Source organism: Rummeliibacillus pycnus (genome assembly GCF_050459865.1).
In the GTDB taxonomy this organism is placed as follows: Bacteria; Bacillota; Bacilli; order Bacillales_A; family Planococcaceae; genus Rummeliibacillus; species Rummeliibacillus pycnus_B.
Map to the genome: position 1 here is coordinate 1 of NZ_JBCMNM010000044.1, position 26,238 is coordinate 26,238.

A 26,238-nucleotide genomic window follows, 5' to 3' on the forward strand; every position below is an offset into this window, starting at 1 on the left:
GAGGAGGCTCAACGCTCGCCCCCGGAAAGCGAAGCTGATTCCACTTCATGTTATCGTAGATGTCCTTTTACACAACCGAATACAAATAATAATGGCCTACAAAGATTCTTTAATAAGAATCTTGTAGGCCTAATTTTTTATACTGCTAAATCATCTATCTTTTCAATTTGTGCTTGCTCTTTTTGTTTATCAGGGAAAAGAAGACTAAATACTATCCCGAATAATGTAGCTATGATAAAGGTAGTGAATCGAGAACTGATGATCGCTTCAAGTGGTGTAGAAATCCAGATTACAGTACTGAAGAAGCCTGCAAGGACGGTGGCAATAACGCCGATCCCCGAATACCGCTTCCATATAAATGTGAGAATAATAGCAGGCGATAAGGTACAACCAACTCCTGCCCAAGCCCAGCTAACTACCAAGTACACAAGTGATTTTGATGTTAAGGCAATGAGTAAACCCACTAAACCTGCTACAATGATGGTAATTCTCGAAACCTTAACCAGTTGCTTTTCTGTCAACTTTTTCCCCATTGCATTCGTTACAATGTCTTCACTGACGGAGCTAGTCATGACTAAAAGCTGTGAATCAGCGGTAGAGATGATTGCAGCAAGAATTCCTGAAAGTAAAAGTCCAGCAATCCAAGGTGGAAGGAGATCAAGGGCCATATAAGGTAGAACTGTTTCAACATCTGCGAACTGATGATCCTGATAAAGTGTAATAGCGGTAATACCAATTAGAAATGCTCCACAATAGGCTAAAATTGTCCAAACAATCGCAACAATACTACCTGTATTCGCTTCTTTTCTATTTTTCAAGGCCATAAAGCGGGAACTAAGTTGTGGTTGTCCACCAAGGAAGCCAAAGAACCATGCAAAATTATTAAAGAATAGTAGACCTAATGCAAAACCCGTAACGCCACCTGTCCAAGAGTTAATCTCTGAGCCGGATGTTCTTAACGCATGACTAATTGACAAGTCTCCCGTATAGATATTATAGAGAGCAACAATTGGAAGGATCACTAATGTAGCGAGCATCATTATACTCTGAATCATATCTGTCCATGCGACACTGACAAATCCACCCGCGTACGATAAGAGTATTACAATGATAATACTTAGAATCATTCCAACTGTTGTATGAATTCCGAAAACTGTGAAAAGCGTTTTTCCAGCTCCAGCAATTTGTGCGCCAAAATAGAACATCATAAAACTAAAGATAAGAATGGTTGACATCCATAAAATTAGTTTTCCATGAGTTGGAAATCTCTTTGCTAGATATCCTGGAAGTGTCATAACCTGATATTTTTCTGCATCTTGCATAAATCGTTTCGCTAAAAATAACCAAGAAAAAACGATACCTAGCGCTATACCTACAGCTACCCAGATTCCAGATAAACCAGTTGTATAGACAAATCCAGTGTAACCTAAGAGTAACCATGCAGATTCTCCCGTTGCCCGCTCAGAAAAAGCTAACACCCATCCTGGTATTTTCTTACCACCTAAAAGGAAATCAGAGTGCCCCATGTCCCTTCGGCTAAAGAAATAACCAACTCCTAGCATGAAAACGCAATAAAGGATAAATTCAACCAAAACAACTGTATTCAAAAAATCATCTCCTTATTTTTGAGGTGAATACAAGCTAAAAGTTACAGATTAACATATTGTCCAATTTGCTTATTCAAAGCTTTTTCATAAATAACATTAGCGACAACCAAATCGAAAAGGGCCATTCCAGTGGATTTAAATACGGTTGGACGATGTTCTGAAAATGTAGGGTGGATCTTTTGCGTAATTACTTTTGAAAGTGAAATAACTTGTGATTCTACTAACCAATTATGTTGAATGGGGTCAATCACATCACCACTTTCTTGAATAGCATCTAACGTATCAACGTATAAAAAATCTACATTTTTATAAATTGTCTCTGAAAACTCTCTCATTTGAGGCTGATAAGACCCAATGCCAATAATTAGTTTTCCATTAAAAGCATTTTGAATAGTTGGTAGTACAGGTGAATTTGAGGTTGTTGCTGTTACTATAATGTCTGCTAGATCAACTAACTCTGAAGTACTGCTCACGATGTGAATTTCTATTTCTTTAGCTATTTTATTTTTAAGGGCCTGTACAAAGGATGGAAGTTTAGATGCTGTTCGATTATATAGGTAAATGTCCTTGATATTTCTTACAGTACATGCGGCAATCAATTGATGCAGCCCTTGAAATCCTGTACCAATTAAGCCAACAGAACTGGCATTTTCAGGTGCTAAATATTTGATGGCTACACCACCGATAGCTCCAGTTCTAATACCAGTTAAAACAGTACCATTGAGGATGCCTTTAATCGTTCCATTTTCACGATCATTCAGCATCATGACTCCTTGAGTTACAGGATATTCATGATTATTTGGAAAAACATGAACAATTTTTAAGGCTGTAGAGTCCTTTGCAACACATGGCATTAGGAGCATGGTATTATCTTGATCTGTCATTTGATTTCGTAGGGGCATTTGGAAATCATTACTTTCATAGAGAACATAGGCTTCTTCAATGGCAAGGATCACATCATTCATCGTAACCGCTTGCAAAATATCTTTTTCATTTAGTATAAGCAAAGAATGAAAACCTCCTTCCAACCTTATTTGCTATACAATCGCATCCTCTAATACAAGATCATTTTCGGCAAATCTTTCAACTCGAAGTGGTCGTAAATCAATATTTTCAAATTTTCCTAAATGAATCAGTTCGGCTAAGCCTTGTCCAACTGCGGGTGCTTGTTGCATGCCATGACCACTAAATCCTAAAGCCATAAAGTAGCCTTTCATCGATGGATGATTTCCGATAATCGCATTATGATCAGCGGTATTAAAACTATATAAACCAGCCCAAGCGGATGATATCTTCGCTCGTTCAAAATTTTTCACTCGGTTAGCTAAAATAGGCCACATTTCATCATAGAAAAGCGAACGCTGTACCGTAAAATCGATACCTGGTTTTACATTTTCAGAGTATCCACATAAAATTTTATCTCCTTCATGACGGAAATACACATTTGTTGGATCTACTGTAAGAGGCAAGTCTTTTTCTAATGGGGTAGCCGTATCAAACAGGAAAATTTGACGTTTTAAAGGATGGATAGGGAGTGGAATACCGATCTTTTCACTTAAATAAACACCCCATGCACCAGCACAATTAATCACAATTGGTGAATTGAACTCTGTTCCATTGACAAGTCGGACCCCAGTTACTCGATTTTGCTGGGTTAAAATCGTATCAACTTCTTCAGAAATATATTCTACGCCCATCTTTTGAGCATTCTTTTTGAAACCTTGCATGACTGAATATGGATCGAGATAACCGTCTTCATGGCAATAAAGGCCACCAGCTAAGTCTTCATTATTTAATTCTGGAATAATATTAAGTAAATCATTTGCACTTAATACTTCGGATGGAACGCCGTATTCGTTTTGCAAAGCTTTTTGCTTTTCTAAACCAGTCATCATCTGTTCTGTTCCTAAGAATAGATAACCCCTTTGGCGGAAATTAATTTCTGAAGGTTCTCCATCAATTTCCATAGTATTCGGGAAGTTTTTGTAAAACTGCAAACTGTAACGACTGATTTGAATATTAATAGCTGTTGTATATAATTGCCGAATTCCTCCAGCACTTCTAGGAGTGGATGAGAATTCATAAATAGGATCCTTTTCAAAAACAATGATTCTTCCATCAAAACCAATTTTCCGTAATGAATAAGCAGTGCTAGAGCCCATAACACCACCACCAACAATAATGATATCAGCATTTTTCATAGAAACCCTCCGTCTTCGCTATTTTTTGAAAATTTAGATAGTTAATATATATTATAAAAACGAAGTATAAAAAATGTGCAATCTGCACAAATATCAGAGGTGAATTGCTAGGGGATTATGAGAAATATAGAAATTAACAAATAAAATTAAGTAACTATGTATGTTCATTCGTTAGGCACATTGCACATATAATTAATTTACAAACTTAACAATTTAATAGTATGAAAAGGATTTTGTAAAAGCATAGTTTTACTATCAGAATACGTTAAAAAGAATCAGAGGAGATGGGTTAGTAATGACCAGGAGATTTAGATGGTTAACATTTTTAGTAATGTTGATGGTAATAATCTTCTTTGTATCAACATGAAACAACGGCTTAAAATAACTAGTAGATAAATTAATGATTAATTGATTCCCAATAAACAGTAAAAACTATGAATGATCCATTTAAAACGAGGAACTTCCGAACATGATAAATAATAAAAAACAATAAAAATTTCCATTTTATCTATTAAAACGAACAAATGTTTGCTATAATAACTTTATAATAGAATGATGCTCAAGGGTGGTTGGCATACCCCATTTTATATACAGCAGACGAATTTACCGAATTCTAGGTAATGTCTGTATTACCCACATCGTGTGGGCCCGGAGGTGATGCCGATGTCAGTTTCTGAATCATTAATGTTTGCAGTTAGTTTCGCATCATTAGTAGTCACAATTCTGGCATTTCGAAATAAAAAATAACCCATCCTTGAGTTACCAGCTCAGATGGGTTATGCCATAGACAGCCAATCCCCTTGAGGGAATCAACTATTATAATTGGCCATTTGATGTACCAGCATCAAATGGTCCTTTTTAATTTATTCAATACTTAATTCTAATATACGTTGAAATTGCGATTTTTACAAGTCTAAATATGTCGAAAGAATTAAATGTATACTGAATTAGAAAAAAGTTTTTGTGTTTTCTATTGATAAACACCTATTTAAATTTAAGTACATTAAAACAAATGGATTTTGAACAGTTCACAGGTATCGTTTAGATGGACAAGACCTATTTCCTAGGTAAACGGAAAGTAGATGGCAGAATTTGAAAAGGACCATAAAAATGGTATTTAATTTTTACTTATAAAATAACAGTATAGTTTACTAGAGCCTAAAGAAAAAAAGGTAAATCATATAAGAGTATAGAATGGACATATTGTAAGGTAGTATTTTTTAATAGAGATTTTTTTTACTTTGAAAGGGGAGCGTAAGGATGACAAAGTATGATAAAAAATATTCTTATTTAGAAAAACCAAATGAGTCAGAAATTCCTTCAGAATTGCAAAAAGAGTTTGATGCGGCTATCGATAGTCAAATAGAACAACAGGGTTTCTTTAATCATTTATTTAAAATATTGCCATTAAATGCACAACAATATAAAGGATTTTTAAATTTTAAAGAATCACTATTCAATTCTGAAACATGTTATTTAAGTAATATCGATAAAGAAATGATCGGTCTTGTGGTCTCATCGACTAATTCCTGCAATTATTGCTTGACTACCCATGGGGATGTACTTCGGGGATTGACAAAAAATCCTGAATGGGTAGATAAGCTAACATATAATTACCGCTCAGCAGAATTAACTGAAAAACAACTGGCGATTTGTGATTACGCATATCGAGCGACAAAAAATGTAGCAGAGTTAACTCCAGGTGAAGTAGACAAACTAAGAGCAGTTGGCTTCAATGACCATGAAATATTAGAGGCTGCATTTGTTGCTGGTTTCTTTAACTACACGAACCGATGGGTAAGTACGATTGGCGCTATACCGAATCCGGGGCATTATTCTCATAACAGATAAATGAAATAAATCCGTTTCATCTTCTTTTTGATGAGACGGATTTTTTCGTTTTGTTAAGTTACTTTCCATGATTCTAGAAACGTTAAATGGAACATAAAGGAAAAATAATAAAAGAAATAAGATCAATAAAGAATATAACAATAAACAAATTCATACATTATTAAGTAGGCCATCAATTCACTTACAAAATGATAGCGATTCGGTTTTTTTATAAAACTATGGCTAATAAATACTTTTTATCTACTTTAAAATAAGATGAAAATATCTGAAATTAACCAACAGAATGGTTTTAATAAATTAATATGTCGATGAAGAGAAAAAATTAAGAGAATTATAGTTGAAATATCTTATATTGAACTTTTTAACAGGATATTAAAAAAATAAAAAGAAAATGTATTTGATAAAAATAAATTAAGTAATATGCCTATAAAACAAATAACTGAAAATTAAGCTAGGTTACATAAAAGTGTCTGATATTGTATACCATTAAAAATGTTGAAGTTAAAGCTATAGTGAAAAAACAAACAGACATTAACAAAGGGAGCTATAGTAAATGGAAGAAGCTATAAACCTCAAAGATATTTTTGGAATTCTAAAAAAAAGAAGGTATTTCATAGGAATCTTCCTTATTTTATTTATAACTATAATTGGAGTAATAAGTTATGTATTTATGACACCAATTTATAAATCAGAAACACAAATTTTAATTAATCTAGAAAATAATGGAGAAGAAAACACAAGATTACAAACGATCCATTCAGATTTACAACTCATTAATACTTATTCTGTCATCATTAGAAGTCCAGCTGTATTAAACGAAGTAATTGAAAAATTGGATTTAGATACTACCCCAAAAAGTTTATCAGAAAGAATTATTGTGAAAAGTGAACCAGATTTACAAGTAATTAATTTAGCTGTACAAGATGTTGATCCAGAAAAAGCAAGGATCATCGCGAATACTACATCTGAAATATTTCAAAAGGAAATTAAAAAGATTATGGGAATAAGCAATGTAAAGATTATCTCTCCGGCAATAAATAAAGACATATTAACACCAATAAAACCAAATCCAATACTAAATATGGCCATTGCAGCAATCATTGGATTCATGATTAGTATAGGCCTTGTTATTTTATTAGAACACATAGATACATCTTTTAAAACAGAACAAGAAGTTGAGGAATTGTTAGGAAAGCCAATCATTGGTTTCATAAGTACAATTTCTTATGAAAGAACTTCATCTAAAATACATTTATTTAGAAAGAAAAAATTATAGGGATTATTTGTGCTATCTATTAAACATATTCATTCTTTATAAGCATATCATTGTTACTAGATAATCATACATTAGATTCTTAATGTTCTGATTACTTATATTTCTCAAAGGTAAAGTTTTTGAAATGGAATTGAAAGTAAACTAGGGGTGACAAGATGAAAAAAATAAAAAAAGCAATAATACCCGCTGCAGGTTTAGGAACGCGCTTTCTGCCAGCAACCAAAGCGATGCCTAAAGAAATGTTACCAATCTTAGACAGACCAACTATTGAATATATTGTTGAAGAAGCAATTGAATCAGGTATTGAGGAAATTATCATTGTTACTGGAAAAGGAAAGAGGGCAATCGAAGATCATTTTGATCGAAATTTTGAACTAGAAGATAATCTAATGAAAAAAGGAAATTTTGAACTTTTAAACAAAATCAATCAATCTTCTAAAGTGGAAATTTACTATATACGCCAGAAAGAGGCAAAAGGTTTAGGGCATGCAATATGGTGTGCTAGGAAATTTATTGGGAATGAACCTTTCGCTGTATTACTAGGTGATGACATTGTCCAAGCTGAAACTCCTTGTCTTAAGCAGCTAATTGATCAATACAACAAAACTGAGATGTCAATCATTGGAGTTCAAAAAGTTTCAGAAGAAGAAACTCAACGTTATGGAATAATCGATCCTCATTCAATAGAGGGGAGGACCTATCAAGTAAATACTTTTGTAGAAAAACCAGCACTAGGTACAGCCCCCTCTAATATTGCTATTATGGGACGATACATTTTAACACCACAGATATTTAAGATCCTCGAAAAACAAGAAATAGGTAAAAATGGAGAAATTCAGCTAACAGATGCAATTCAAAAATTGAATGAGATTCAACCAGTTTTTGCATATGAATTTGAAGGAAACAGATATGACGTCGGTGAAAAACTAGGATTCGTAAAAACAACAATTGATATGGCTTTAAAAAATGATGAAATGAAAGATGAATTGTTGAAATATCTGGTCGAAAAATTAGAAAAAATAAGTAGAAATTATATTAGTTAAAATGAAAAAAGCTAAGATTAGGAGTTTTTAATAATTATGAAAATTTCAAAGTGAGGTAAAGATAGATGATTTCTATTAGAAATATTCAATTTTCTTCACCGGATATTACTACTGAAGAAATGAATGAAGTAAGAAAAGTAATGCATTCTGGATGGATTACCACTGGTCGAAGAACAAAAGAGTTCGAAAAAAAAATAGCTGAATTTGTAGATACAAAGAAAGCTGTTTGTCTAAATTCAGCAACTGCAGCAATGGAACTGACTCTTCGTATCTTAGGAATTGGGGTTGGTGATGAGGTAATAACTACACCCTATACCTATTCAGCAACGGCTGCGGTCATTAATCATGTAGGAGCTAAAATTGTGTTAGTTGATAACGCCCCTGATTCATTTGAAATGGATTATTCAATGCTTGCTGAACGAATTACAAAAAAAACAAAAGCAATTATTGCAGTTGATTTAGCCGGTAAGGTGTGTGATTACGATACTATATATGAAATCGTAAATAGAAAAAAAGAACTGTTCCAATCTAATAATGAGCTCCAATCATTGTTTAACCGTGTAATGATCATAGCAGATGCTGCTCATGCTTTTGGTGCTGAAAGAAACAGTAAGCGATGTGGGCAGATTGCAGATTTTACTTGTTTCTCTTTCCACGCTGTAAAAAATTTAACAACAGCTGAAGGAGGTGCAGTTGTTTGGAGAAGCTGTCATGGATTGAATGATGAATGGATGTATAACCAATTCATGCTTTTCAGTCTTCATGGTCAATCTAAAGATGCTTTAGCAAAATCCCAAAAAGATGCTTGGGAATATGATATCGAATACCTTGGATATAAATGTAATATGACGGATATAATGGCTGGTATTGGTTTAATTCAATTGAATAGATATAATAATCTGTTAAAAAGACGTAAAGAAATTATTAAGCTATATGATTTAAATTTATCGGAAAGAATTTACAGTCTGAATCATTTTGATCTCGACTTTTCTTCATCTGGGCATCTATATCTAGCACGAATACCAGATATAGATGAGAAAAGAAGAAACAAAATCATAACCAAAATGTATGAAGTCGGAGTTTCTTGTAATGTGCATTATAAACCATTACCAATGTTTACAGCATATAAAAAATTAGGGTTTGATATAAAGGATTTTCCAAATGCTTATAATATGTATAAAAACGAGATTACCTTGCCACTACATACTTTGTTAAGTAATGAAGATGTGGAATATGTATGTGAAAATTTGAATATGGCAATCGATCAGGTTAAATAAATTAAAATTATTAAGTTTAATTATTCTTTCTTTTAATAGGGAGTTGCAAAGTAATGCTAAATAAATGGGAAGACATACCCGATTTTATGAAAAATGATAGTGTTAAATTGTATTATAACCTGTTAAATAAAAAAAGATTTGAATTATTTATTAAAAGGATATTTGATATCATTTTAGCTATTTTTACAATGATAATTCTATCGCCATTATTAATTTTAATAAGTTTTGTTATTTTATTCGATTCTAAAGGTCCTATAATGTATTGCCAAGTTAGAGTAACACAATATGGCAAGAATTTTAAGATATATAAGTTTCGAACTATGATAAACAATGCAGATCAGATTGGAACACAAGTAACTACCAAGAATGATTATAGAGTTACAAGGACTGGAAGGATTTTAAGGAAATCAAAATTAGATGAAATTCCACAACTTATTAATATCATACTAGGAGAGATGAGCTTTGTTGGTACGAGACCTGAAGTACCAAAGTACGTAGAAAATTATACAGACGAAATGTATGCGACTCTACTTTTACCTGCGGGAATTACTTCAGAAGCTAGTATTCAGTATAAAGATGAAGAAAGATTATTAGATAGCACAGAAAATGTTGATCAGAAATACATTCAGGTTATTTTACCTGAAAAAATGAGATATAACTTGAAAAGTATTGAAAACTTTAGATTTTTTCGTGATATAAAAACGATAATAAAGACTTTAATTGCAATGATTTATAGAAGGAAAACAAGTAAAAAGTCCATTGAAGATTTATCAACAGATAAGAATGAGGTAAAAATAAAATGGAAAATATAATTTCTATTATTACACCTTCATACAATTCTAGTGAATTTATTGGAGAAACAATAGAGTCTGTCATAAAACAAACATATCCAAATTGGGAAATGATAATTGTAGATGATTGTTCGACAGACAACACAAAAGAAGTAGTAGAAAAATACATCCAACAAGATAATCGGATTAAATACTATTTATTAAAAAATAACTCAGGAGCAGCTATTGCTAGAACAAAAGCAATGGAACTTGCGACTGGTGAATACATTGCATTTCTAGATAGTGATGATATATGGATTGAGGAAAAACTAGAAAAACAATTATCTTTTATGAAAAAAAATAATTACTATTTTACATGTACTTCTTATCAACAAATAGATGAAAATAGAAATTCTTTAAATAAAACAATTAAATCAAAAAAGAAAACAAATTACAACGGAGTTTTATTAAGTTGCCCTGTTGGAAATTCAACAGTTATGTATGATGTAAAAAAACTAGGTAAGTTTGAAGTACCAAATATTAAAAAACGAAATGATGATGCACTTTGGTTACAAATATTAAAAAAAGAAAAATATATATATGGTATCCCAGAAGTATTAATGAAATATAGAGTAAGAAGAAATTCGATTTCTAGTAATAAATTGGATCTTATTAAATATCATTGGTACTTATACAGGGAAATAGAAAAAATTTCAATAACAAGATCAATCTTTCATATTTTCTATTGGGGTTTCTTAAAGGTTTGTAAAATTAAGTAGAGTTGATTTAATAAATGAAAATTATTGAAATGGGAGTTGTAATATTCGTGAAATTATCCATACTGCTTCCTACTTTAGGAGATAGAATACATGATATTATCCGTTTATTAGAAAGCCTTATTATTCAGGATTATAAAAATTTTGAAGTAGTTATAGTTACACAAGATCATCACGATAAGATAAAAAATTTAATAAAAAATTATCAAAATATTGAAATCCATCATGTCATCCTTGAGAGAAAAGGTTTATCTTACTCTAGAAACAAGGGGATAGAATACTGTAGTGGAGATATTATTGTCTTATCAGACGATGATTGTTGGTATCATAAAGAATCATTAAAAATAATAGCAAATGAGTTTATAAAAAATAAAAATTTGGATGTCTTGCTAACCCAAATTTATGATTACCATAATAAAAAATTTTATAAATCCTATTTAAATACTAAGAATAGGATAATGAACAAAATTGATTTAATGTCAAAATCATCAATAGAAATAGCTTTTAAAAAAAATACTTGTTTATTTAAATTTGATGAAAGATTTGGATTAGGAAGTAACAAGTATACTTGTGGCGAAGAAGTAGACTTTCTTTTATGTAATTATTCACCAGATAAAAATTTTGTCTACGTTCCAATAGTTACAGTATATCACCCGAGAAAAGAAACAGTTGATGATAAGGATAAGATTATAGCGAAAGGTGCGGTATATTCTAAAAATTTCAATATTTTTATTGGATCTGCCGTGTTAATCAGAGATTTACTAATAAAAAAACAAAATAATTTTTATTATTTTCTTCAAGGATATAAAAGTTTTAAAAAGAATCTGATTGAAAAATAATTCGCCAATGTAATTTAAAATTTAAGGGGAAGGGCTCTGAAATGAACTTGAATAATGAAATCAAACTATCTTCGATAATATCTATAGCTTTTTTGTTGGTTATGATTTCACTATATTTTGGAAGATTTCATTTTGATATAGGTTTTTCATTAAAACCTTTTATGTTTGTAACACTATTTATCATTATTTTTTTGAACAAGTATATGAAGTTTTATAAATTTTATAGCTTTGAAATCATAATGATTATATTTATCATAGCCCATTCTTCAACAGCATTATATTTTAAATATCCTGCAGCAAGTTTACGTTTTATTTTAGCATTTAATTTAATATTAATTTTTTATTTTTCTCTTAGAGGGTTAATAGATAGATTAGAAGTTGAAAAAATTGAACAATTAATATCTAGGGCTGGGTTAATAGGTATTATTGCTTCAATAATTTATTATTTAATTGGAATTTCTACTGTTGGAATGAACTTTTCAGGCAATGGACTAAATTATTACGGATTAATGATAGATAGATCCACACCTAGGTTAACAGGAACACCTAGTAATGATCCAAATATTTTTGTTTTCTATATAACCCTTTACTTTTTTTATATATTAAATCATTTACATTTGAAAATAAATAAAATAGGATGTTTTTTGGCTGCAATTACGATCATTTTAACTTTTTCAAGAGGTGCTAGTGTAGCAATAGTAATAGGAATAATACTTAATTTGATTTTAGAACGGAATGTGAAAAAAAATTATAAATCTATTACGGTTATTAGTCTTTTTTTAGTCCTGATAATCAGTTTAGGAAGTTCTTTGGCTATTAATCCAGTAACTTATATTGAAAAAAGATTTTTAAGTATATCTTCTGACGGTGGTAGTGGAAGATTTACCTTATGGAATAATGCATACGAAACTTTTTTAGAACATCCTTTTGGAATTGGCATAAACTCTTCACTAGACTACGATAGAGATCATTCATTAAAAGTAAGATATGTTCATAATTCTTTACTTGAGGTACTAATGGAATCTGGAATAATTGGTATTACATTCTATTCTTTATTTTGGATTTCAATATTTATTTTGGCAATAAAGCTATATTTAAAAAATAATAAAACATTATTTATATTGATTATATTCATAACAATGTTTATACAGATGTTGACGTTATCAATTGTTTATAACGAAGCATTTTATTTTATGTTACTAATCCTATACAGGTACAGTCGGGAAATTATTCCTAAAAAAACTTAATGAAAATTATTCTAAGAAAATTACCCATGCCAAGATGCCTTTATTATTTCTAAAGTATATTAGTATTGCAAATGGAGGAAGTATTTAATGAAAATTGCAATAGCAGGAATAGGCTATGTCGGTTTATCAAACTCTATATTATTAGCGCAAAATCATGATATCTTTGCATTTGACGTAATTCAGGAAAAAGTAGATATGATCAATGAAAGAAAATCTCCAATTTTAGACCAAGAAATTGAAAGTTTTTTTGAATCAAAAAAATTAAACTTAATTGCAACTACAGATTATTTTCATGCATTTGAAAATGCTGAATACATTATTATTTCAACCCCAACAGATTATGATGTTGAGAGGAACTATTTTAATACAACTACAGTAGAAGATGTAATTGAAAAAGTACTATCAGTAAACCAAGATGCATTAATGGTGATTAAATCAACAGTGCCAGTAGGATATACAGAAAAAGTAAGAAATACGTATAAAACAAATAATATTATCTTTTCACCAGAATTTTTGAGAGAAGGAAAAGCACTTTATGATAATTTATACCCATCTAGAATTATCGTAGGAGAACAATCAGAAAGAGCAAAAATTTTTGCTGAATTACTAGTCGAAGGTGCACAAAAAGATAATATTGACATTTTATTAACCAATTCAGCAGAGGCAGAAGCTATTAAGCTATTTGCCAATAGTTATTTGGCAATGCGAGTTGCTTATTTTAACGAACTTGATTCATATGCAGAAATAAAAGGATTAGATTCAAAACAAATTATTGAAGGAATAAGTCTTGATCCGCGAATTGGGAATCACTATAATAATCCTTCATTCGGGTATGGCGGCTATTGTCTACCTAAAGATACAAAGCAGTTATTAACAAATTATGGAGAAATACCAAATAGAATCATAAAAGCAATAATAGATTCAAATGAAACAAGAATGGATCATATCTCTGAAATGGTTTTAAAAACTAAACCGAATATTGTAGGTATTTATAGACTTACAATGAAAAGTGAATCCGATAATTTTAGAGATTCGGCTATTCAGGGAATTATGAAAAGATTAAGAGCTGAAGGAATCTCAGTTATTGTGTTCGAACCATTTTGTGTAGATAATCAAGTCTATGATTTTAATATAGTTAATGATATTAATTTATTTAAAGAGGCTTCAGATATAATAGTTGCCAACCGAAATTCAAAAGAATTAAAAGATGTAGCATATAAGGTTTATACAAGAGATTTGTTTGGTAGAGATTAAAGAAGCGAAAAAATCTCTTTACAGTATTCTAGGGAGTGGAATATGAAATGGAGAAAAAGATAAATTTATTATTTCTTGTGAAATCATTTGGTATGGGCGGGGTTGAAAAGGCAAATATATATATGATCAATCAAATTAGTAAAGAGAAGTTTAATATATTTGTCCTTTATATAAACGAAGGTATGTTAATGGAAGATTTAAATACAGAAAATATTATTATTCAAAAACTAGGAGATAAAATAGAACTTAAATCTTTTTATACGGTAATGTATATTGCAAAAGTAATTAGTTATATTAAGAAAAACAAAATTGAAATAGTTCATACAATTGATCCTACTTTTTATATGATTGGTTCAGTAGCAGCTCACTTTTCAAAGATAAGGCACATAAGAACTCAGCCAAACTTCATAAGAAGACATGAGAAACTTAATACAAAAACATTAAAAATGCTACCATTTGAAAAATGGACTAATAAGTTTATTACTTACAATTACGCATCTAATAAAGATTTGCAATTAGCAGGTGTAGATTCAAACAAAATTGAAACGATTTATAGTTTTGAAAAACCAGAAGAAGTTCCACTTTTTAATGATATAAGAGTAGAGTTTGATATTCCTAAAAATAGTAAGGTAATTCTTGCATTGCATAGAATGGTGCTTTTGAAAGGGTATGAAACCTTTATCGAAATGATTCCTTTTATTATAAAAGAATATCAAGATGTTTGCTTTTTGCTTGTTGGAGATGGTCCTCTAAGACCAGAGTTAGAATCTAGAGTTGAAGAATTAAATATAAGAGAATTTGTTAGATTTACTGGATTTAGAAAAGATATTGTCAATATTATTAGACAAGTTGATTTCGGTGTATATCCTTTAGCAGATACAGCAGCAATGGGAGATCTTCTTTTGGAAGGAAAAGTATTAATTACAAAGAAAAATGGTGCAATGGACGAATACATTGAACACAATGTTAACGGCTTTTTAACTCCAGATGATATGCCTGAAACATATGCTAATTATTCTTTAAGGTTATTAAAAGATGAACAGTTACTTGAAAATATGGAAAGAAACAGGCGTGAATTTAATTTAAAGTATAATGATAACGATAAGAATTTACAGAAACTTGAAAAAATTATAAGTTCCGTTGTAACAGGTATTAATATATAACAATTTTTTGTATTTAATATATATGCTTAAAGGAAGTTGATTAAATGAGCTCTGAAGTAACAAAATCAAAGGTGCTTTCTTCTCTCTTCTGGAAACTTCTGGAGCGTGGTGGGACACAAAGTATCCAGTTTATTTTGACAATCATATTTGCACGTCTATTATTACCAAGAGAATTTGGTTTAATAGTGCTTGTTACTATTTTTGTCTCAATTGCCGGAATATTTGTGCAAAGTGGTTTTAATACTGCACTTATTCAAAAGAAAGATGCAGATGAACTTGATTTATCATCTGTATTTTATTTGAGTATATTTGTAGCAATTATACTGTATTTTACTCTCTTTTTTTCAGCTCCATTTATTGCAACATTTTTTAATCAACCTGAATTCATTTCTGTCCTTAGAATTCTTTCAATAACATTGTTTTTTGGGAGTTTTAACTCTATCCAAATTGCAATCATTTCACGTAATATGCAATTTAAAAAGTTATTTTTAAGTAGTCTTGTAGCTATAATTATTTCTGGTATTTTAGGAATCTCCTTAGCATATGCTAATTTTGGTGTATGGGCTTTGGTTAGCCAACAGCTAGCGAATCAGTTGATAATCACCGTAGTGTTATGGTTCACAGTAAGTTGGAGACCACTGTTTGTTTTTTCGATAAAAAGAATAATTGATCTCTTCTCATATGGATGGAAGTTATTGGTTTCAGCATTGTTAAATACACTATCTGCGAATTTTCAAAGTTTAGTAGTTGGTAAAATTTTTAGTCCAGCAATGCTTGGATTTTATAATAGGGGTGAACAATTTCCCTCTTTTATTGTAGGGAATATTGATGGTTCCATTCAATCTGTTATGCTTCCTACTTTATCATCCTATCAGGATGACAAACAAAGAGTAAAAGAAATAGTACGTAGATCCGTCGTTACAAGCGCATTTATCATATTTCCAATGATGGTTGGACTCGCAGTTATTGCTGAGCCTTTAGTAAAACTGATATTAACAGAGAAATGGTTACCTTCTGTTCCATTCTTACAAATATTTTGTTTTTCATATGCATTATTGCCTATCCATACAGCAAATTTACAAGCTATGAATGCTCTTGGACGTAGTGATCTTTTTTTAAAGTTAGAAATTACAAAAAAATTACTGAGCTTTGCTATATTAGGGGTTAGCATTCCTTTTGGAATATATGGGATAGTATGGGGTGGGTTTATTAGTAGTCTATTATCTACATTTATAAATGCATATCCTAATCGAAAGTTGATAGATTACAGCTATCATGAACAATGGAGAGATATCATTCCCTCGCTAGTTATATCTATTGTAATGGGGGGGATTGTATATACATTAAATTGGCTTAATATGACTGAAGGATTAACGTTAATCATTCAAGTAATCACAGGAATTATTAGCTATATAGGAATTGCTAGAATATTTAAGCTTGAGTGTTATATGTATCTTCTAATAAATATAAAAGATATGTTTAGAAGTAAGAAAAAAACAAAAATTATTAACTATGAGGTGTAATAATGAAAAAACTTTTAATACTTGGTGGCTCCTTTATTCAGATTCCTATAATTAAAAAAGCTAGAGAAATGGGGCATTATGTGATTACTTGTGATTATCGAGAGGATAATCCTGGACACAAATTTGCTCATGAATATCATGATGTAAGTTTTACAGATAATGAAGCTGTTTTGGCATTAGCAAAAAAACTTCAAATTGACGGTATTACTTGTTATACTTCAGAACCTGCAGCGGCAACAGCAGCATATGTTGCCGAAAAATTAGGATTACCAACAAATCCATATAAGTCAGTAGAAATTTTGTCCAACAAAGATTTGTATAGGGAGTTTTTATCAGAAAATAATTTTTCAGTTCCAAGAGCAAAAGGATATGGCAGCTATGAAGAAGCTAAGAGTGATATTCAAAATTTTAAAATGCCAGTAGTAATAAAACCTGTTGATTCTTCTGGGAGTAGAGGGATTTCAAAAATAAGTTCAATTGAGTTTTTACAAGAAAAAGTGGACAATGCATTATCCTTTTCAAGAGTGAAACGTTTTGTAATAGAAGAATATATCGAAAAGAAAGGTTATTTTATTACTGGAGATGGCTTTTCTGTAGATGGTAAATTGGTATTTCGTAGTTTTGCAAATGGACATCTAGATCCAACAGGAATAAATCCATTTGTACCAACAGGTATAAGCTGGCCTTACAATATGCCATACCGAATTCAAAATAAAATACATGATGAAGTACAACGAGCATGGGATATACTTGAAATGAAAACAGGTCCGGTTCATTTTGACTTCTTAATTGATGAGGAAGAAAATATATATCTGAATGAACTTGTTGCAAGACATGGAGGCTGTTTAATTTCTCCAGTCACAGAATATGTCACTGACATTAACTTAGCCGAATACACGATAAAAGCAGCATTAGGAGAAGATTGTAGTGATTTAAAAATGGTTGAACCAAAAGGTTATTGGTCTAGTTACTTAGTCCACAGTCAGAAAAGTGGATATTTTAAAAATATTGGAATTAGTGATGAGCTAAAAGAATGTAACCTTGTAGAATATTATCCTCTTGTTAAAGAGGGGCAATCTATCGCTGCATTTACAGGTGGTAATGCTGTGTTAGGAATAATGATCTTAAAATTTTCTACGATGGATGAAATGTTAGAAAAAATGGATAATATGACAGATTGGTTAAATGTAAGTATTGAGGAATTATCTGCAAAAGCTAATGCACAGTTATGAGTATTTGAAATATTGAACATTGGAGTGTACAGATTTGAAAAAATTATTTAAAAAATACTAATCTTGTAGAATACGAAATAATGGTAAATCTAGGTGATTATTTTTCAGGTCTAATGGGTCACAGCAGAAAGTAGACATCATGCTACAGAAATTTCTTCAAATAAAGAAATGTTAGAGAAGAAGGAGAATATAACTGAATGGGTGAAGGTAATTGTTAGTAAGTAATAGTTAACATTAAGGCAAGATGGGAAAGTGTAAAAGTAGTAGCTAATCTCATTATCCATGACTGACTTTACTGTTAATAGAATTTTATTTTAATTACGAGGGGTAATCATCATGAAAAAATTATTAATGCTAGGCGGCTCTCACTTCCAGGTACCTGCTATAAAAAAAGCACGTGAAATGGGTCATTACGTTATAACATGTGACTACATTGAAGAAAACCCAGGACATAAATACGCCGATGAATATTACAATGTCAGTACTACTGATAAAGATGATGTATTATCTTTGGCAAAGTCATTAAAGATTGATGGAATAGTTTGTTATGCATCCGATCCAGCTGCGCCTACAGCAGCTTATGTTGCTGAAAAATTAGGATTACCGACCAACCCGTATAAATCTGTAAAAATTTTAACTAATAAAGATTTATTTAGAGATTTTTTAGCTACTAATGGTTTTAATGTCCCCAAAGCAAAAGGATATGATTCGATTGAGGAAGCAAAAATTGACTTTCATCATTTTAAAATGCCTGTGATGGTAAAACCGGTAGATTCATCTGGAAGTAAAGGGGTATCAAAAATTGACTCCATTGATCTTCTTCAAGAAAAAGTAGAATATGCAATGGGCTTTTCTAGAATAAAACGATTTATTATAGAAGAATATGTGGAGAAATATGGCTATCAAATTGCTGGAGACGGTTTTTCTGTGAACGGTAAACTCGTGTTTAGATGCTTTGCAAATGATCATTTTCCTACATCAAATTTAAACTTTGTTCCAGTCGGTGCGAGTTGGCCGTACATTATGCCTAAAAAAATTCATGACAAAATCCATGACGAAATTCAAAGAGCATTGAATTTGTTAAATATGAAAACAGGTGCATACAATTTTGATATTAGAATCGATAATAAAGAAAATGTTTATTTAATGGAAATAGGTCCGAGAAATGGTGGGAATTTCCTTCCTCAAGTTATACAATATGCAACTGGAGTTGATATGGTTGAATATACAATCAAAGCAGCTTTAGGTGAAGATTGTAGTGATTTAAAGTTGGTTGAACCCGAGGGATACTGGTCTGTTTATATGATTCATAGTAAAAAGAACGGAATATTTAAAAACATTGAAATAAATTATGAAATTGAAAAAAATAATATCGTCGAGTATCAGTTGTATGTAAAACCGGGTGAAAAAATTTCTGCATTTACAGGCTCGAATATGACATTAGGAATGATGATATTAAAATTTTTCTCAGAAAGTGAGATGCTTGAAAAAATGAAAACACTGTCAAACTTCGTGAATATAATAGTAGAATAATTATTTAATAGAAAAAACATATTTAATAATGAGTCTAAAATAGATTGTGAGGTATTTAATCAGATGAATTATCAAATTCATTTAATAAAGTATTCCATTTTAAAACACGTCCGCGAGATTTCAAAAGAGGTAAATTTTGTATGAAAGTAGCATTAATGCAACCTTATTTCTTCCCGTATTTAGGTTATTTTCAACTGATAAATTCAGTAGATGAATTTGTTATCTTTGATAATGCACAATATATTAGAAGAAGCTGGATAACTAGAAATAGAATATTAAATGCACATAAAGAAAGTATTTATATCAAAGTCCCAGTAAGTAAAGCTCCAAGAAAAACAAAAATAAAAGATATTTTAATAAATAATGATATGAATTGGAAAGAGAAGATTCTTCATCAATTACTATATTATAAAGATGCACCAAATTATCCTATTGTTATAAAATTTGTGGAAGAATGTTTTACCTTTGATGACTATAATTTAAGCTCATTTAATACATTACTATTAAGGAAGATCTGTAATCTTTTTGATATAAAAACTGAAATTTCTTTGTTATCGGAAAGGTTACCTAAAATTGATGAAGTTGAAGAGGCAGATGAATGGGGTATTAAAGTATCCAAAGCATTAAATGCAAAAACTTATATTAATGCGATAGGCGGTAAAGAGTTTTATAATCAACAAAAATATATCGACAACGGATTAACTATTCAATTTATCAACCCTAAACTAGATCAATATAAACAATACAAGCAACTTTTTGTACCTGGATTATCTATTATTGATGTAATGATGTTTAACGAGCTCGATACGATTAAAAAAATGATAAATGTTAATGAGTTAGTTAATTAGAAAAATTAATAGATTTTTTCAAAAATCCGAAAATAACTTAACGTTTTTTTCGTTTTTTTTATACAATCAAAGTAGTTCAATGGGAGTGTGTAGTATCACTCTATTTCATTTTAAATATTGAAAAAATAGATAAATAAGCCCTTAAAAAGTTCTATTCGTTACTCTAAAAACATACTATATTGAAAAAGCTATTAATAACATTTCAGTTTAGAATGTGAGGTAAAAATTTAATGGTCAACCCAATCCAAGTAACAAAATCTTCAATGCCGCCATACGAACAATATATAGAAGAAATTAAAGATCTATGGGAGAGCCATTGGCTAACGAATATGGGAATCAAACACCAAAAGTTAGAACATGAACTAACAAACTACTTAGATACGCCAAATATCTCCCTTTTTTCAAATGGTCATCTTGCTTTAGAGAGTGCACTTTCCGCATTCAATTTAAGCGGAGAAGTGATAACCACACCTTTCACCTTTGCCTCGACAACTCAGGCCATTGTTCGAAATGGCCTAGAGCCCGTTTTTTGTGATATTAACCCCGACAATTACACCATCCAAATTGATCAACTTGAAAGTTTGATTACAGATCGAACGACTGCCATTGTCCCTGTTCATGTATATGGGAATATTTGTGATGTAAAAGAAATTGAAAGAATCGCAAATAAGTATAATCTGAAAGTCATCTATGATGCAGCCCATGCTTTCGGGATTACAGTGAATGGAGAAAGTGTTGCTAATTTTGGGGATGCCTCTATGTTTAGTTTCCATGCGACAAAAGTATTTAACACTATTGAAGGGGGCGCATTGACTTTTAAAAACCCACAACTTAAATCGGTATTAAATGCATATAAAAACTTTGGGATGACAGGACCAGAGTCTGTCGAGTATGTTGGTGGAAATGCTAAAATGAATGAATTCCAAGCTGCGATGGGGCTTTGCAATCTTCGAAATGTCGATAAAGAGATTGCCAAAAGAAAATTAGTATTTGAAAGATATATAGAGCGGCTAAGTGAAATCAAGGGCATTAAACTACCGTTTATTCAAAAAGGCGTTAATAGTAATTTTGCCTATTTCTCAGTTATTTTTGATGGCTATAAGATTTCAAGAGATGAGGTCTTCGAGCTTCTCAAGAAACAGAATATTTTTGCAAGAAAATATTTTTATCCACTAACAAATAGTTTTTCATGTTACCGAGATCGAGTAAATCCTGATGATACACCGGTTGCAAAATATATCGCTGATCGGGTGCTAACCTTACCTCTCTATGCAAATTTAGCATTAGAAGACGTAGATCAGATTTGCAACATTATAAAAGGGGGAAGCATTCGATGAAAGGAATTATTTTAGCTGGTGGTTCGGGTACAAGACTCTATCCATTGACCAAAGCGGTATCCAAACAAATGCTTCCGGTATATGATAAACCGATGATTTATTATCCATTATCTGTCTTAATGCTTGCAGATATTAGAGAAATTCTGATTATCTCCACGCCAAGAGATGTTATTAGTTTTCAAGAGCTGTTAGGAGATGGTAGTAGCCTTGGAATTAGACTTGAGTATGCAGTTCAAGAAGAACCAAATGGCTTAGCTGAAGCATTTATCATTGGTGAAGACTTTATTGGTAATTCTCCAGTAGCTTTAGTTTTAGGTGATAATATCTTTTATGGTTCAAATTTTGGTTATAGATTACAAGAAGCTGCTGCCTTAACAAGTGGTGGCATTATTTTTGGCTGTTATGTCAAAGATCCACGTTCATATGGAGTTGTAGAAGTGGATGAAAATCGAAATGCAATATCAATAGAAGAAAAGCCTGAATTTCCAAAATCCTCATATGCTGTACCCGGTTTATACTTTTTTGATAACGAAGTCATTGAAATTGCCAAAAATGTTCAACCATCAGAACGAGGTGAAAAGGAAATTACCTCGATTATTGATTATTACTTGAAGAGACAAAAGTTAAACGTAGAAATCATGGGGCGAGGTCTAGCTTGGCTTGATACCGGTACCCACGATTCACTACTGCAAGCTTCAAATTTTGTAGAGGCTATCCAAAAAAGACAAGGAATGTACATTGCATGTATTGAAGAAATTGCATTTAGAAGAGGGTATATTTCGAAAGAACAATTATTAAATCTTGCCGAACCTCTTTTGAAAACAGAATATGGACAATATTTAGTAGAAATTGCACATCAGCCTTTAGAGAAAATTTTAATATAGAGTACTATTCAGGTGAGGTGAGGTGAGATGGTATGAAACAAAAAAAGATTCTTGTTACAGGTGGAGCAGGGTTTATAGGAGGGAATTTCGTCCAATACATGGTCAAAAAATATCCTCAATATGAAATTTATAATTTAGATGTTCTGACATATGCAGGTGATTTATTGAAACATCGTGAAATGGAAGACATGAATAATTATCATTTTGTGAAAGCTGATATAACAGATTGGAAAAGGATTATCTCCTTATTTGAAAAGGAACAATTTGATTATGTTGTTCATTTTGCTGCGGAAAGTCATGTGGATCGTTCGATTGAAGATCCTGGAGTTTTTGTGCGTACAAATGTAATGGGCACACAAGTATTACTAGATGCAGCAAAACGTATTGAAGTCGAAAAATTTGTTCACGTGTCAACTGACGAAGTGTATGGAGAATTGGACTTTGATCCAACTACATTTTTTACAGAAGAATCACCACTACAACCGAATAGCCCATATAGTGCGAGCAAGGCAGCATCTGATTTATTAGTTCGTTCTTATCATGAAACATTTGGTTTACCAATTAATATAACACGTTGTTCGAATAATTACGGACCCTATCATTTTCCTGAAAAGTTAATTCCATTAACGATTTCTCGCATATTAAATAATCAAAAAGTTCCTATATATGGGAATGGCGATAATATCCGTGATTGGTTACATGTTTTTGATCACTGTACGGCAATTGATTTAGTATTACACGAAGGTGTAGATGGTGAAGTTTATAACGTAGGTGGTCACAATGAACGGACAAATCTTGAAGTGGCGAAAACGATAATACATGCATTAGGAAAATCAGAAGACCTTATCGAATTTGTACCAGATCGTTTAGGACACGATCAACGCTATGCAATCGACCCTTCAAAATTAAAAAGCCTAGGATGGAAACCAACTTACACGTTTGAAACAGGAATTACCCAAACGATTCAGTGGTATCTTGATCATAAAGAATGGTGGAAGAAACTTTTGAAGGGAAATCATCACTATAATGATGCTAAACAGTACACTACACAACTATCTTGGGAGTTATAGAGGCTGGAGTGTACTATATTTGATTTTACAGGAGGGAGCATAAATTGCCCTCTTTTTTTATTGATTACGAACTAACGTTCCTATATAATATATTGTACATTACTAATGATTTTTTGAAAGTCACCGTGTAATGTAAGGAACACATTCATATTAGTAGAATTAGGAGATTTATAAGCATGACAGGAAATACTCACATCATAGGCGGCATTACAGCAGGTCTTGCTTTAGTACAGGTTTCAAATTACGATTCACTAGTTGTAGTCGGTGCAAGTGTTGCTGGCTCATTACTTCCGGATATTTGCCACGGTGGTAGTAAAATTGGCAGGACATTTCCCTTTATATCCAAGATCGTTAACACGTTATTTGGACATCGATCATTTACACATAGTTTGCTATTTTTGTTCCTCATGGCAATGTTTATGAATAAATATATTTCAAATGAATCGATTACAGCTGGTTTATTAACAGGAATGGTGAGCCATTACATTCTTGATATGGCTACAAAAAAAGGAATTAAGTTATTGTTTCCACTAGATATCAATGTGCATTTTCCAATTACAACTCGAACAGGTAGTAAAGTAGAAAATGTTGTAACTGCTGTACTAACAGTTCTTTGCATATATTTAGGTTTTGAAACGATTAGTCATTCTTTCATTTTGAAATAGGTTCAATTCCCTTATGTCACATTTGATGTAAGGGATTTTTTGTATTCGATTTAATAATTGCTTTGATTTCAATAAGATGCAAATTTAAAAATACCACCATTTCTTGTATGATTAAAATGAGGAGTGAAAATTATGCAATTTCATACAACAAAATCATTTATATTAGCATCTGCATCACCACGACGAAAAGAAATATTTGCGAGACTAAACATACCCTTTGACATCGTTACATCTGATGTAGAAGAAACAAGTGTACAAGCTACCGAAGTTTCTGAATATGTCAAAGGAGTGGCATTACTAAAAGCTCGCGATGTTGCAGGAAAAACACCGGGTAAAGTAGTGATTGGAGCAGATACAATCGTTGCAAAAGACAATCAATTGCTACACAAACCAACTAGTCATGAAGAAGCTATGTCTCATCTTCGAACATTAAGTGACTCAGCACATTACGTATTAACAGCAGTAGCGATTATTAAAGAAAACGGAGAGGAAACAACTTTCGTAGAAAAAACGAAGGTCATCTTTAAAAATGTATCTGATGAACTTTTAGAATCCTATATTGCAACTGGGGACCCATTTGATAAAGCGGGTGGCTACGGTATCCAAACAGATGGAGTCTTTTTAGTAGATCGAATTGAAGGGGATTATTTAAATGTTGTTGGGCTACCATTAGCCACTTTATGCGAACAACTTGTTTCATTGAAACTTATATCTCTATAGGGGATTTTATAAATTCTAGATTTTATAAAAGCTTATTCAAGAAAGGGAGCAATTCTTTTAAGCTCCCTCATCTTTGGTTTATGATTTTTAGTAACAATTGAAGATTGAAAATTGAAATTATTTCTCGGGAAATCATTTAATTCATATAAAACGCAAAATATTGCTAAAAATGTCGAAGGCGATAATAAGTTGTCGCGGAATAATCAGAAACTATTAGAAATATCAAAATTTTATTGATTTTTCATGCTATTCAATTGAAATAAACTGAAAAATAAATAATGTATTTCGCATCATTTTTCGATTTTACTGGCTTTTTTTCTATACCAAAACCTTTTCGGTCGCTCTAACGGTGTAATATTAATAATGAAATAGCTGATGATTAGTAAGAGGATGACAAAAGCATAAAGTAGCATGCTCTTTGCATCAGTATGATCAATGATCACAAGGCGAATCATCGCGGTAATGCCAATATAGATGAAATAGCGAAGTGGGAAGTGATAATCCTCTTTGAAGTATTTAACAATCATTGTAATGAACTCAAAGTAGAGGAAGAAGATTAAAATATTCGCTAAGAAAACTTCATGTTCTCGAGCCGTCTGATGTTGTCTAAATAGTATATCGAAGAAAACAATGAGTTCCTTAACCATGAGAAAAGATAAAAAAAGAGCAAGGATTATTAAACAAATATTGAGAAACCATTGCAGTATTCTCGGAACCATATGCTGTAATTCAAACAGAATTTGTTTACCTCTAACCATCCGCATCCCCCAATTCAATTTTCTATATATAAATTATACAAGCTTCCTATTTAGGGAAATACAAATTAATGTAATTTTCACAAAAAATTTGTAAATTGAATCGATTACATTATGCAAAATACATCTAAAATAAACGAACATTTAAAGATCGCCAGTTTGGTTATTGTAACGATTTCTACGAAGAGTCCCCAAAAATACATTTTCATTTCCTTCGTGTGATGTTAATTCAGTGAGGTTCATTCATAGTCCTACAGGAAAAGCTTGAGCTTAAGCCTCGCAGATTCTTAGTTAGGGGACTGAAAAAGTGTTAAGTTCAAATATTAAAAGTATTAATCTGGTTTCTATATGATGTGGAATTAGCTTC

The 26,238-nt window shown here is 31.4% G+C and carries 23 protein-coding genes; 19 read left to right on the plus strand and 4 right to left on the minus strand.

The features are described 5' to 3' along the window. Positions 1-137 precede the first annotated feature (137 nt). Genes ABE048_RS10815 through ABE048_RS10825 form a run of 3 tightly spaced genes read right to left on the minus strand, consistent with a single transcriptional unit; the run spans position 138 to position 3,808 of the window. Positions 138-1,607: a sodium/proline symporter gene (locus tag ABE048_RS10815; RefSeq protein ID WP_430311288.1), complete on the minus strand. Its 1,470-nt coding sequence runs from the start codon at positions 1,605-1,607 to the stop codon at positions 138-140. Between the two features lie 41 nt (positions 1,608-1,648). Then, on the minus strand, positions 1,649-2,614 hold the full coding sequence (locus ABE048_RS10820; protein ID WP_430311289.1) for an ornithine cyclodeaminase family protein: 966 nt from the start codon (positions 2,612-2,614) through the stop codon (positions 1,649-1,651). Positions 2,615-2,644: 30 nt separating this feature from the next. Then, positions 2,645-3,808: an NAD(P)/FAD-dependent oxidoreductase gene (locus ABE048_RS10825; RefSeq protein ID WP_430311290.1), complete on the minus strand. Its 1,164-nt coding sequence runs from the start codon at positions 3,806-3,808 to the stop codon at positions 2,645-2,647. Between the two features lie 1,260 nt (positions 3,809-5,068). On the opposite strand from ABE048_RS10825, the gene ABE048_RS10830 reads away from it, so the two are divergent. The 19 genes from ABE048_RS10830 (at position 5,069) to ABE048_RS10920 (ending at position 25,116) form a co-directional block, all read left to right on the plus strand. Beyond that, positions 5,069-5,659, plus strand: a complete 591-nt coding sequence (locus tag ABE048_RS10830; RefSeq protein ID WP_430311291.1) for a peroxidase-related enzyme — start codon at positions 5,069-5,071, stop codon at positions 5,657-5,659. 553 nt (positions 5,660-6,212) lie between these two features. Continuing rightward, positions 6,213-6,935 carry a YveK family protein gene (locus ABE048_RS10835; protein WP_430311292.1) on the plus strand — a complete coding sequence of 241 codons (723 nt, stop codon included), beginning with the start codon at positions 6,213-6,215 and terminating at the stop codon, positions 6,933-6,935. Positions 6,936-7,090: 155 nt separating this feature from the next. Continuing rightward, positions 7,091-7,978 carry a UTP--glucose-1-phosphate uridylyltransferase GalU gene (galU, locus tag ABE048_RS10840; protein WP_430311293.1) on the plus strand — a complete coding sequence of 296 codons (888 nt, stop codon included), beginning with the start codon at positions 7,091-7,093 and terminating at the stop codon, positions 7,976-7,978. A gap of 65 nt (positions 7,979-8,043) precedes the next feature. Next, the gene (locus ABE048_RS10845; RefSeq protein ID WP_430311294.1) at positions 8,044-9,255 is read left to right on the plus strand and encodes a DegT/DnrJ/EryC1/StrS family aminotransferase; all 1,212 of its coding nucleotides are present in this window, start codon (positions 8,044-8,046) and stop codon (positions 9,253-9,255) included. Positions 9,256-9,308: 53 nt separating this feature from the next. Continuing rightward, positions 9,309-10,067, plus strand: a complete 759-nt coding sequence (locus ABE048_RS10850) for a sugar transferase (RefSeq protein WP_430311295.1) — start codon at positions 9,309-9,311, stop codon at positions 10,065-10,067. Next, positions 10,055-10,804 carry a glycosyltransferase family 2 protein gene (locus ABE048_RS10855; RefSeq protein ID WP_430311296.1) on the plus strand — a complete coding sequence of 250 codons (750 nt, stop codon included), beginning with the start codon at positions 10,055-10,057 and terminating at the stop codon, positions 10,802-10,804. Before ABE048_RS10850 ends, ABE048_RS10855 begins: the two co-directional genes overlap by 13 nt. A gap of 14 nt (positions 10,805-10,818) precedes the next feature. Then, entirely contained in the window at positions 10,819-11,640 is an 822-nt protein-coding gene (locus tag ABE048_RS10860) for a glycosyltransferase family A protein (RefSeq protein WP_430311297.1), read from the plus strand. Positions 11,641-11,681: 41 nt separating this feature from the next. Further along, complete coding sequence (locus ABE048_RS10865; RefSeq protein ID WP_430311298.1) at positions 11,682-12,887, plus strand: O-antigen ligase family protein; 1,206 nt, start codon at positions 11,682-11,684, stop codon at positions 12,885-12,887. Positions 12,888-12,974: 87 nt separating this feature from the next. Beyond that, a complete protein-coding gene (locus ABE048_RS10870) occupies positions 12,975-14,141 on the plus strand; it encodes a nucleotide sugar dehydrogenase (RefSeq protein WP_430311299.1) in 1,167 nt (388 codons plus the stop codon). 47 nt (positions 14,142-14,188) lie between these two features. Then, the gene (locus ABE048_RS10875) at positions 14,189-15,304 is read left to right on the plus strand and encodes a glycosyltransferase (protein WP_430311300.1); all 1,116 of its coding nucleotides are present in this window, start codon (positions 14,189-14,191) and stop codon (positions 15,302-15,304) included. A gap of 44 nt (positions 15,305-15,348) precedes the next feature. After that, complete coding sequence (locus tag ABE048_RS10880; RefSeq protein ID WP_430311301.1) at positions 15,349-16,827, plus strand: lipopolysaccharide biosynthesis protein; 1,479 nt, start codon at positions 15,349-15,351, stop codon at positions 16,825-16,827. Positions 16,828-16,829: 2 nt separating this feature from the next. Continuing rightward, a complete protein-coding gene (locus ABE048_RS10885; RefSeq protein WP_430311302.1) occupies positions 16,830-18,059 on the plus strand; it encodes an ATP-grasp domain-containing protein in 1,230 nt (409 codons plus the stop codon). A 336-nt stretch (positions 18,060-18,395) separates the two neighbouring features. Beyond that, entirely contained in the window at positions 18,396-19,592 is a 1,197-nt protein-coding gene (locus ABE048_RS10890) for an ATP-grasp domain-containing protein (protein WP_430311303.1), read from the plus strand. A 140-nt stretch (positions 19,593-19,732) separates the two neighbouring features. Then, positions 19,733-20,440, plus strand: a complete 708-nt coding sequence (locus tag ABE048_RS10895) for a WbqC family protein (RefSeq protein WP_430311304.1) — start codon at positions 19,733-19,735, stop codon at positions 20,438-20,440. Positions 20,441-20,670: 230 nt separating this feature from the next. Next, entirely contained in the window at positions 20,671-21,777 is a 1,107-nt protein-coding gene (locus ABE048_RS10900; protein ID WP_430311305.1) for a DegT/DnrJ/EryC1/StrS family aminotransferase, read from the plus strand. After that, a complete protein-coding gene (rfbA, locus tag ABE048_RS10905; protein WP_430311306.1) occupies positions 21,774-22,661 on the plus strand; it encodes a glucose-1-phosphate thymidylyltransferase RfbA in 888 nt (295 codons plus the stop codon). Before ABE048_RS10900 ends, rfbA begins: the two co-directional genes overlap by 4 nt. 32 nt (positions 22,662-22,693) lie before the next feature. Then, positions 22,694-23,731, plus strand: coding sequence for a dTDP-glucose 4,6-dehydratase (rfbB, locus tag ABE048_RS10910; RefSeq protein WP_430311307.1), 1,038 nt, complete (start codon positions 22,694-22,696; stop codon positions 23,729-23,731). 176 nt (positions 23,732-23,907) lie between these two features. Next, complete coding sequence (locus ABE048_RS10915; protein WP_430311308.1) at positions 23,908-24,396, plus strand: metal-dependent hydrolase; 489 nt, start codon at positions 23,908-23,910, stop codon at positions 24,394-24,396. Positions 24,397-24,528: 132 nt separating this feature from the next. After that, the gene (locus tag ABE048_RS10920) at positions 24,529-25,116 is read left to right on the plus strand and encodes a Maf family protein (RefSeq protein ID WP_430311309.1); all 588 of its coding nucleotides are present in this window, start codon (positions 24,529-24,531) and stop codon (positions 25,114-25,116) included. A 290-nt stretch (positions 25,117-25,406) separates the two neighbouring features. Here ABE048_RS10920 and psiE read toward each other — a convergent pair whose 3' ends face one another. Next, on the minus strand, positions 25,407-25,874 hold the full coding sequence (gene psiE, locus ABE048_RS10925; protein WP_430311310.1) for a phosphate-starvation-inducible protein PsiE: 468 nt from the start codon (positions 25,872-25,874) through the stop codon (positions 25,407-25,409). Between the last annotated feature and the right edge of the window lie 364 nt (positions 25,875-26,238).

Bases quoted from the DNA above. Each gene is read 5' to 3' on its own strand.
- ABE048_RS10825 (WP_430311290.1), bottom strand. From the start codon at position 3,808: ATGAAAAATGCTGATATCATTATTGTTGGTGGTGGTGTTATGGGCTCT.
- ABE048_RS10830 (WP_430311291.1), top strand. From the start codon at position 5,069: ATGACAAAGTATGATAAAAAATATTCTTATTTAGAAAAACCAAATGAG.
- ABE048_RS10835 (WP_430311292.1), top strand. From the start codon at position 6,213: ATGGAAGAAGCTATAAACCTCAAAGATATTTTTGGAATTCTAAAAAAA.
- galU (WP_430311293.1), top strand. From the start codon at position 7,091: ATGAAAAAAATAAAAAAAGCAATAATACCCGCTGCAGGTTTAGGAACG.
- ABE048_RS10845 (WP_430311294.1), top strand. From the start codon at position 8,044: ATGATTTCTATTAGAAATATTCAATTTTCTTCACCGGATATTACTACT.
- ABE048_RS10850 (WP_430311295.1), top strand. From the start codon at position 9,309: ATGCTAAATAAATGGGAAGACATACCCGATTTTATGAAAAATGATAGT.
- ABE048_RS10855 (WP_430311296.1), top strand. From the start codon at position 10,055: ATGGAAAATATAATTTCTATTATTACACCTTCATACAATTCTAGTGAA.
- ABE048_RS10860 (WP_430311297.1), top strand. From the start codon at position 10,819: ATGAAAATTATTGAAATGGGAGTTGTAATATTCGTGAAATTATCCATA.
- ABE048_RS10865 (WP_430311298.1), top strand. From the start codon at position 11,682: ATGAACTTGAATAATGAAATCAAACTATCTTCGATAATATCTATAGCT.
- ABE048_RS10870 (WP_430311299.1), top strand. From the start codon at position 12,975: ATGAAAATTGCAATAGCAGGAATAGGCTATGTCGGTTTATCAAACTCT.
- ABE048_RS10875 (WP_430311300.1), top strand. From the start codon at position 14,189: ATGGAGAAAAAGATAAATTTATTATTTCTTGTGAAATCATTTGGTATG.
- ABE048_RS10880 (WP_430311301.1), top strand. From the start codon at position 15,349: ATGAGCTCTGAAGTAACAAAATCAAAGGTGCTTTCTTCTCTCTTCTGG.
- ABE048_RS10885 (WP_430311302.1), top strand. From the start codon at position 16,830: ATGAAAAAACTTTTAATACTTGGTGGCTCCTTTATTCAGATTCCTATA.
- ABE048_RS10890 (WP_430311303.1), top strand. From the start codon at position 18,396: ATGAAAAAATTATTAATGCTAGGCGGCTCTCACTTCCAGGTACCTGCT.
- ABE048_RS10895 (WP_430311304.1), top strand. From the start codon at position 19,733: ATGAAAGTAGCATTAATGCAACCTTATTTCTTCCCGTATTTAGGTTAT.
- ABE048_RS10900 (WP_430311305.1), top strand. From the start codon at position 20,671: ATGGTCAACCCAATCCAAGTAACAAAATCTTCAATGCCGCCATACGAA.
- rfbA (WP_430311306.1), top strand. From the start codon at position 21,774: ATGAAAGGAATTATTTTAGCTGGTGGTTCGGGTACAAGACTCTATCCA.
- rfbB (WP_430311307.1), top strand. From the start codon at position 22,694: ATGAAACAAAAAAAGATTCTTGTTACAGGTGGAGCAGGGTTTATAGGA.
- ABE048_RS10915 (WP_430311308.1), top strand. From the start codon at position 23,908: ATGACAGGAAATACTCACATCATAGGCGGCATTACAGCAGGTCTTGCT.
- ABE048_RS10920 (WP_430311309.1), top strand. From the start codon at position 24,529: ATGCAATTTCATACAACAAAATCATTTATATTAGCATCTGCATCACCA.
- psiE (WP_430311310.1), bottom strand. From the start codon at position 25,874: ATGGTTAGAGGTAAACAAATTCTGTTTGAATTACAGCATATGGTTCCG.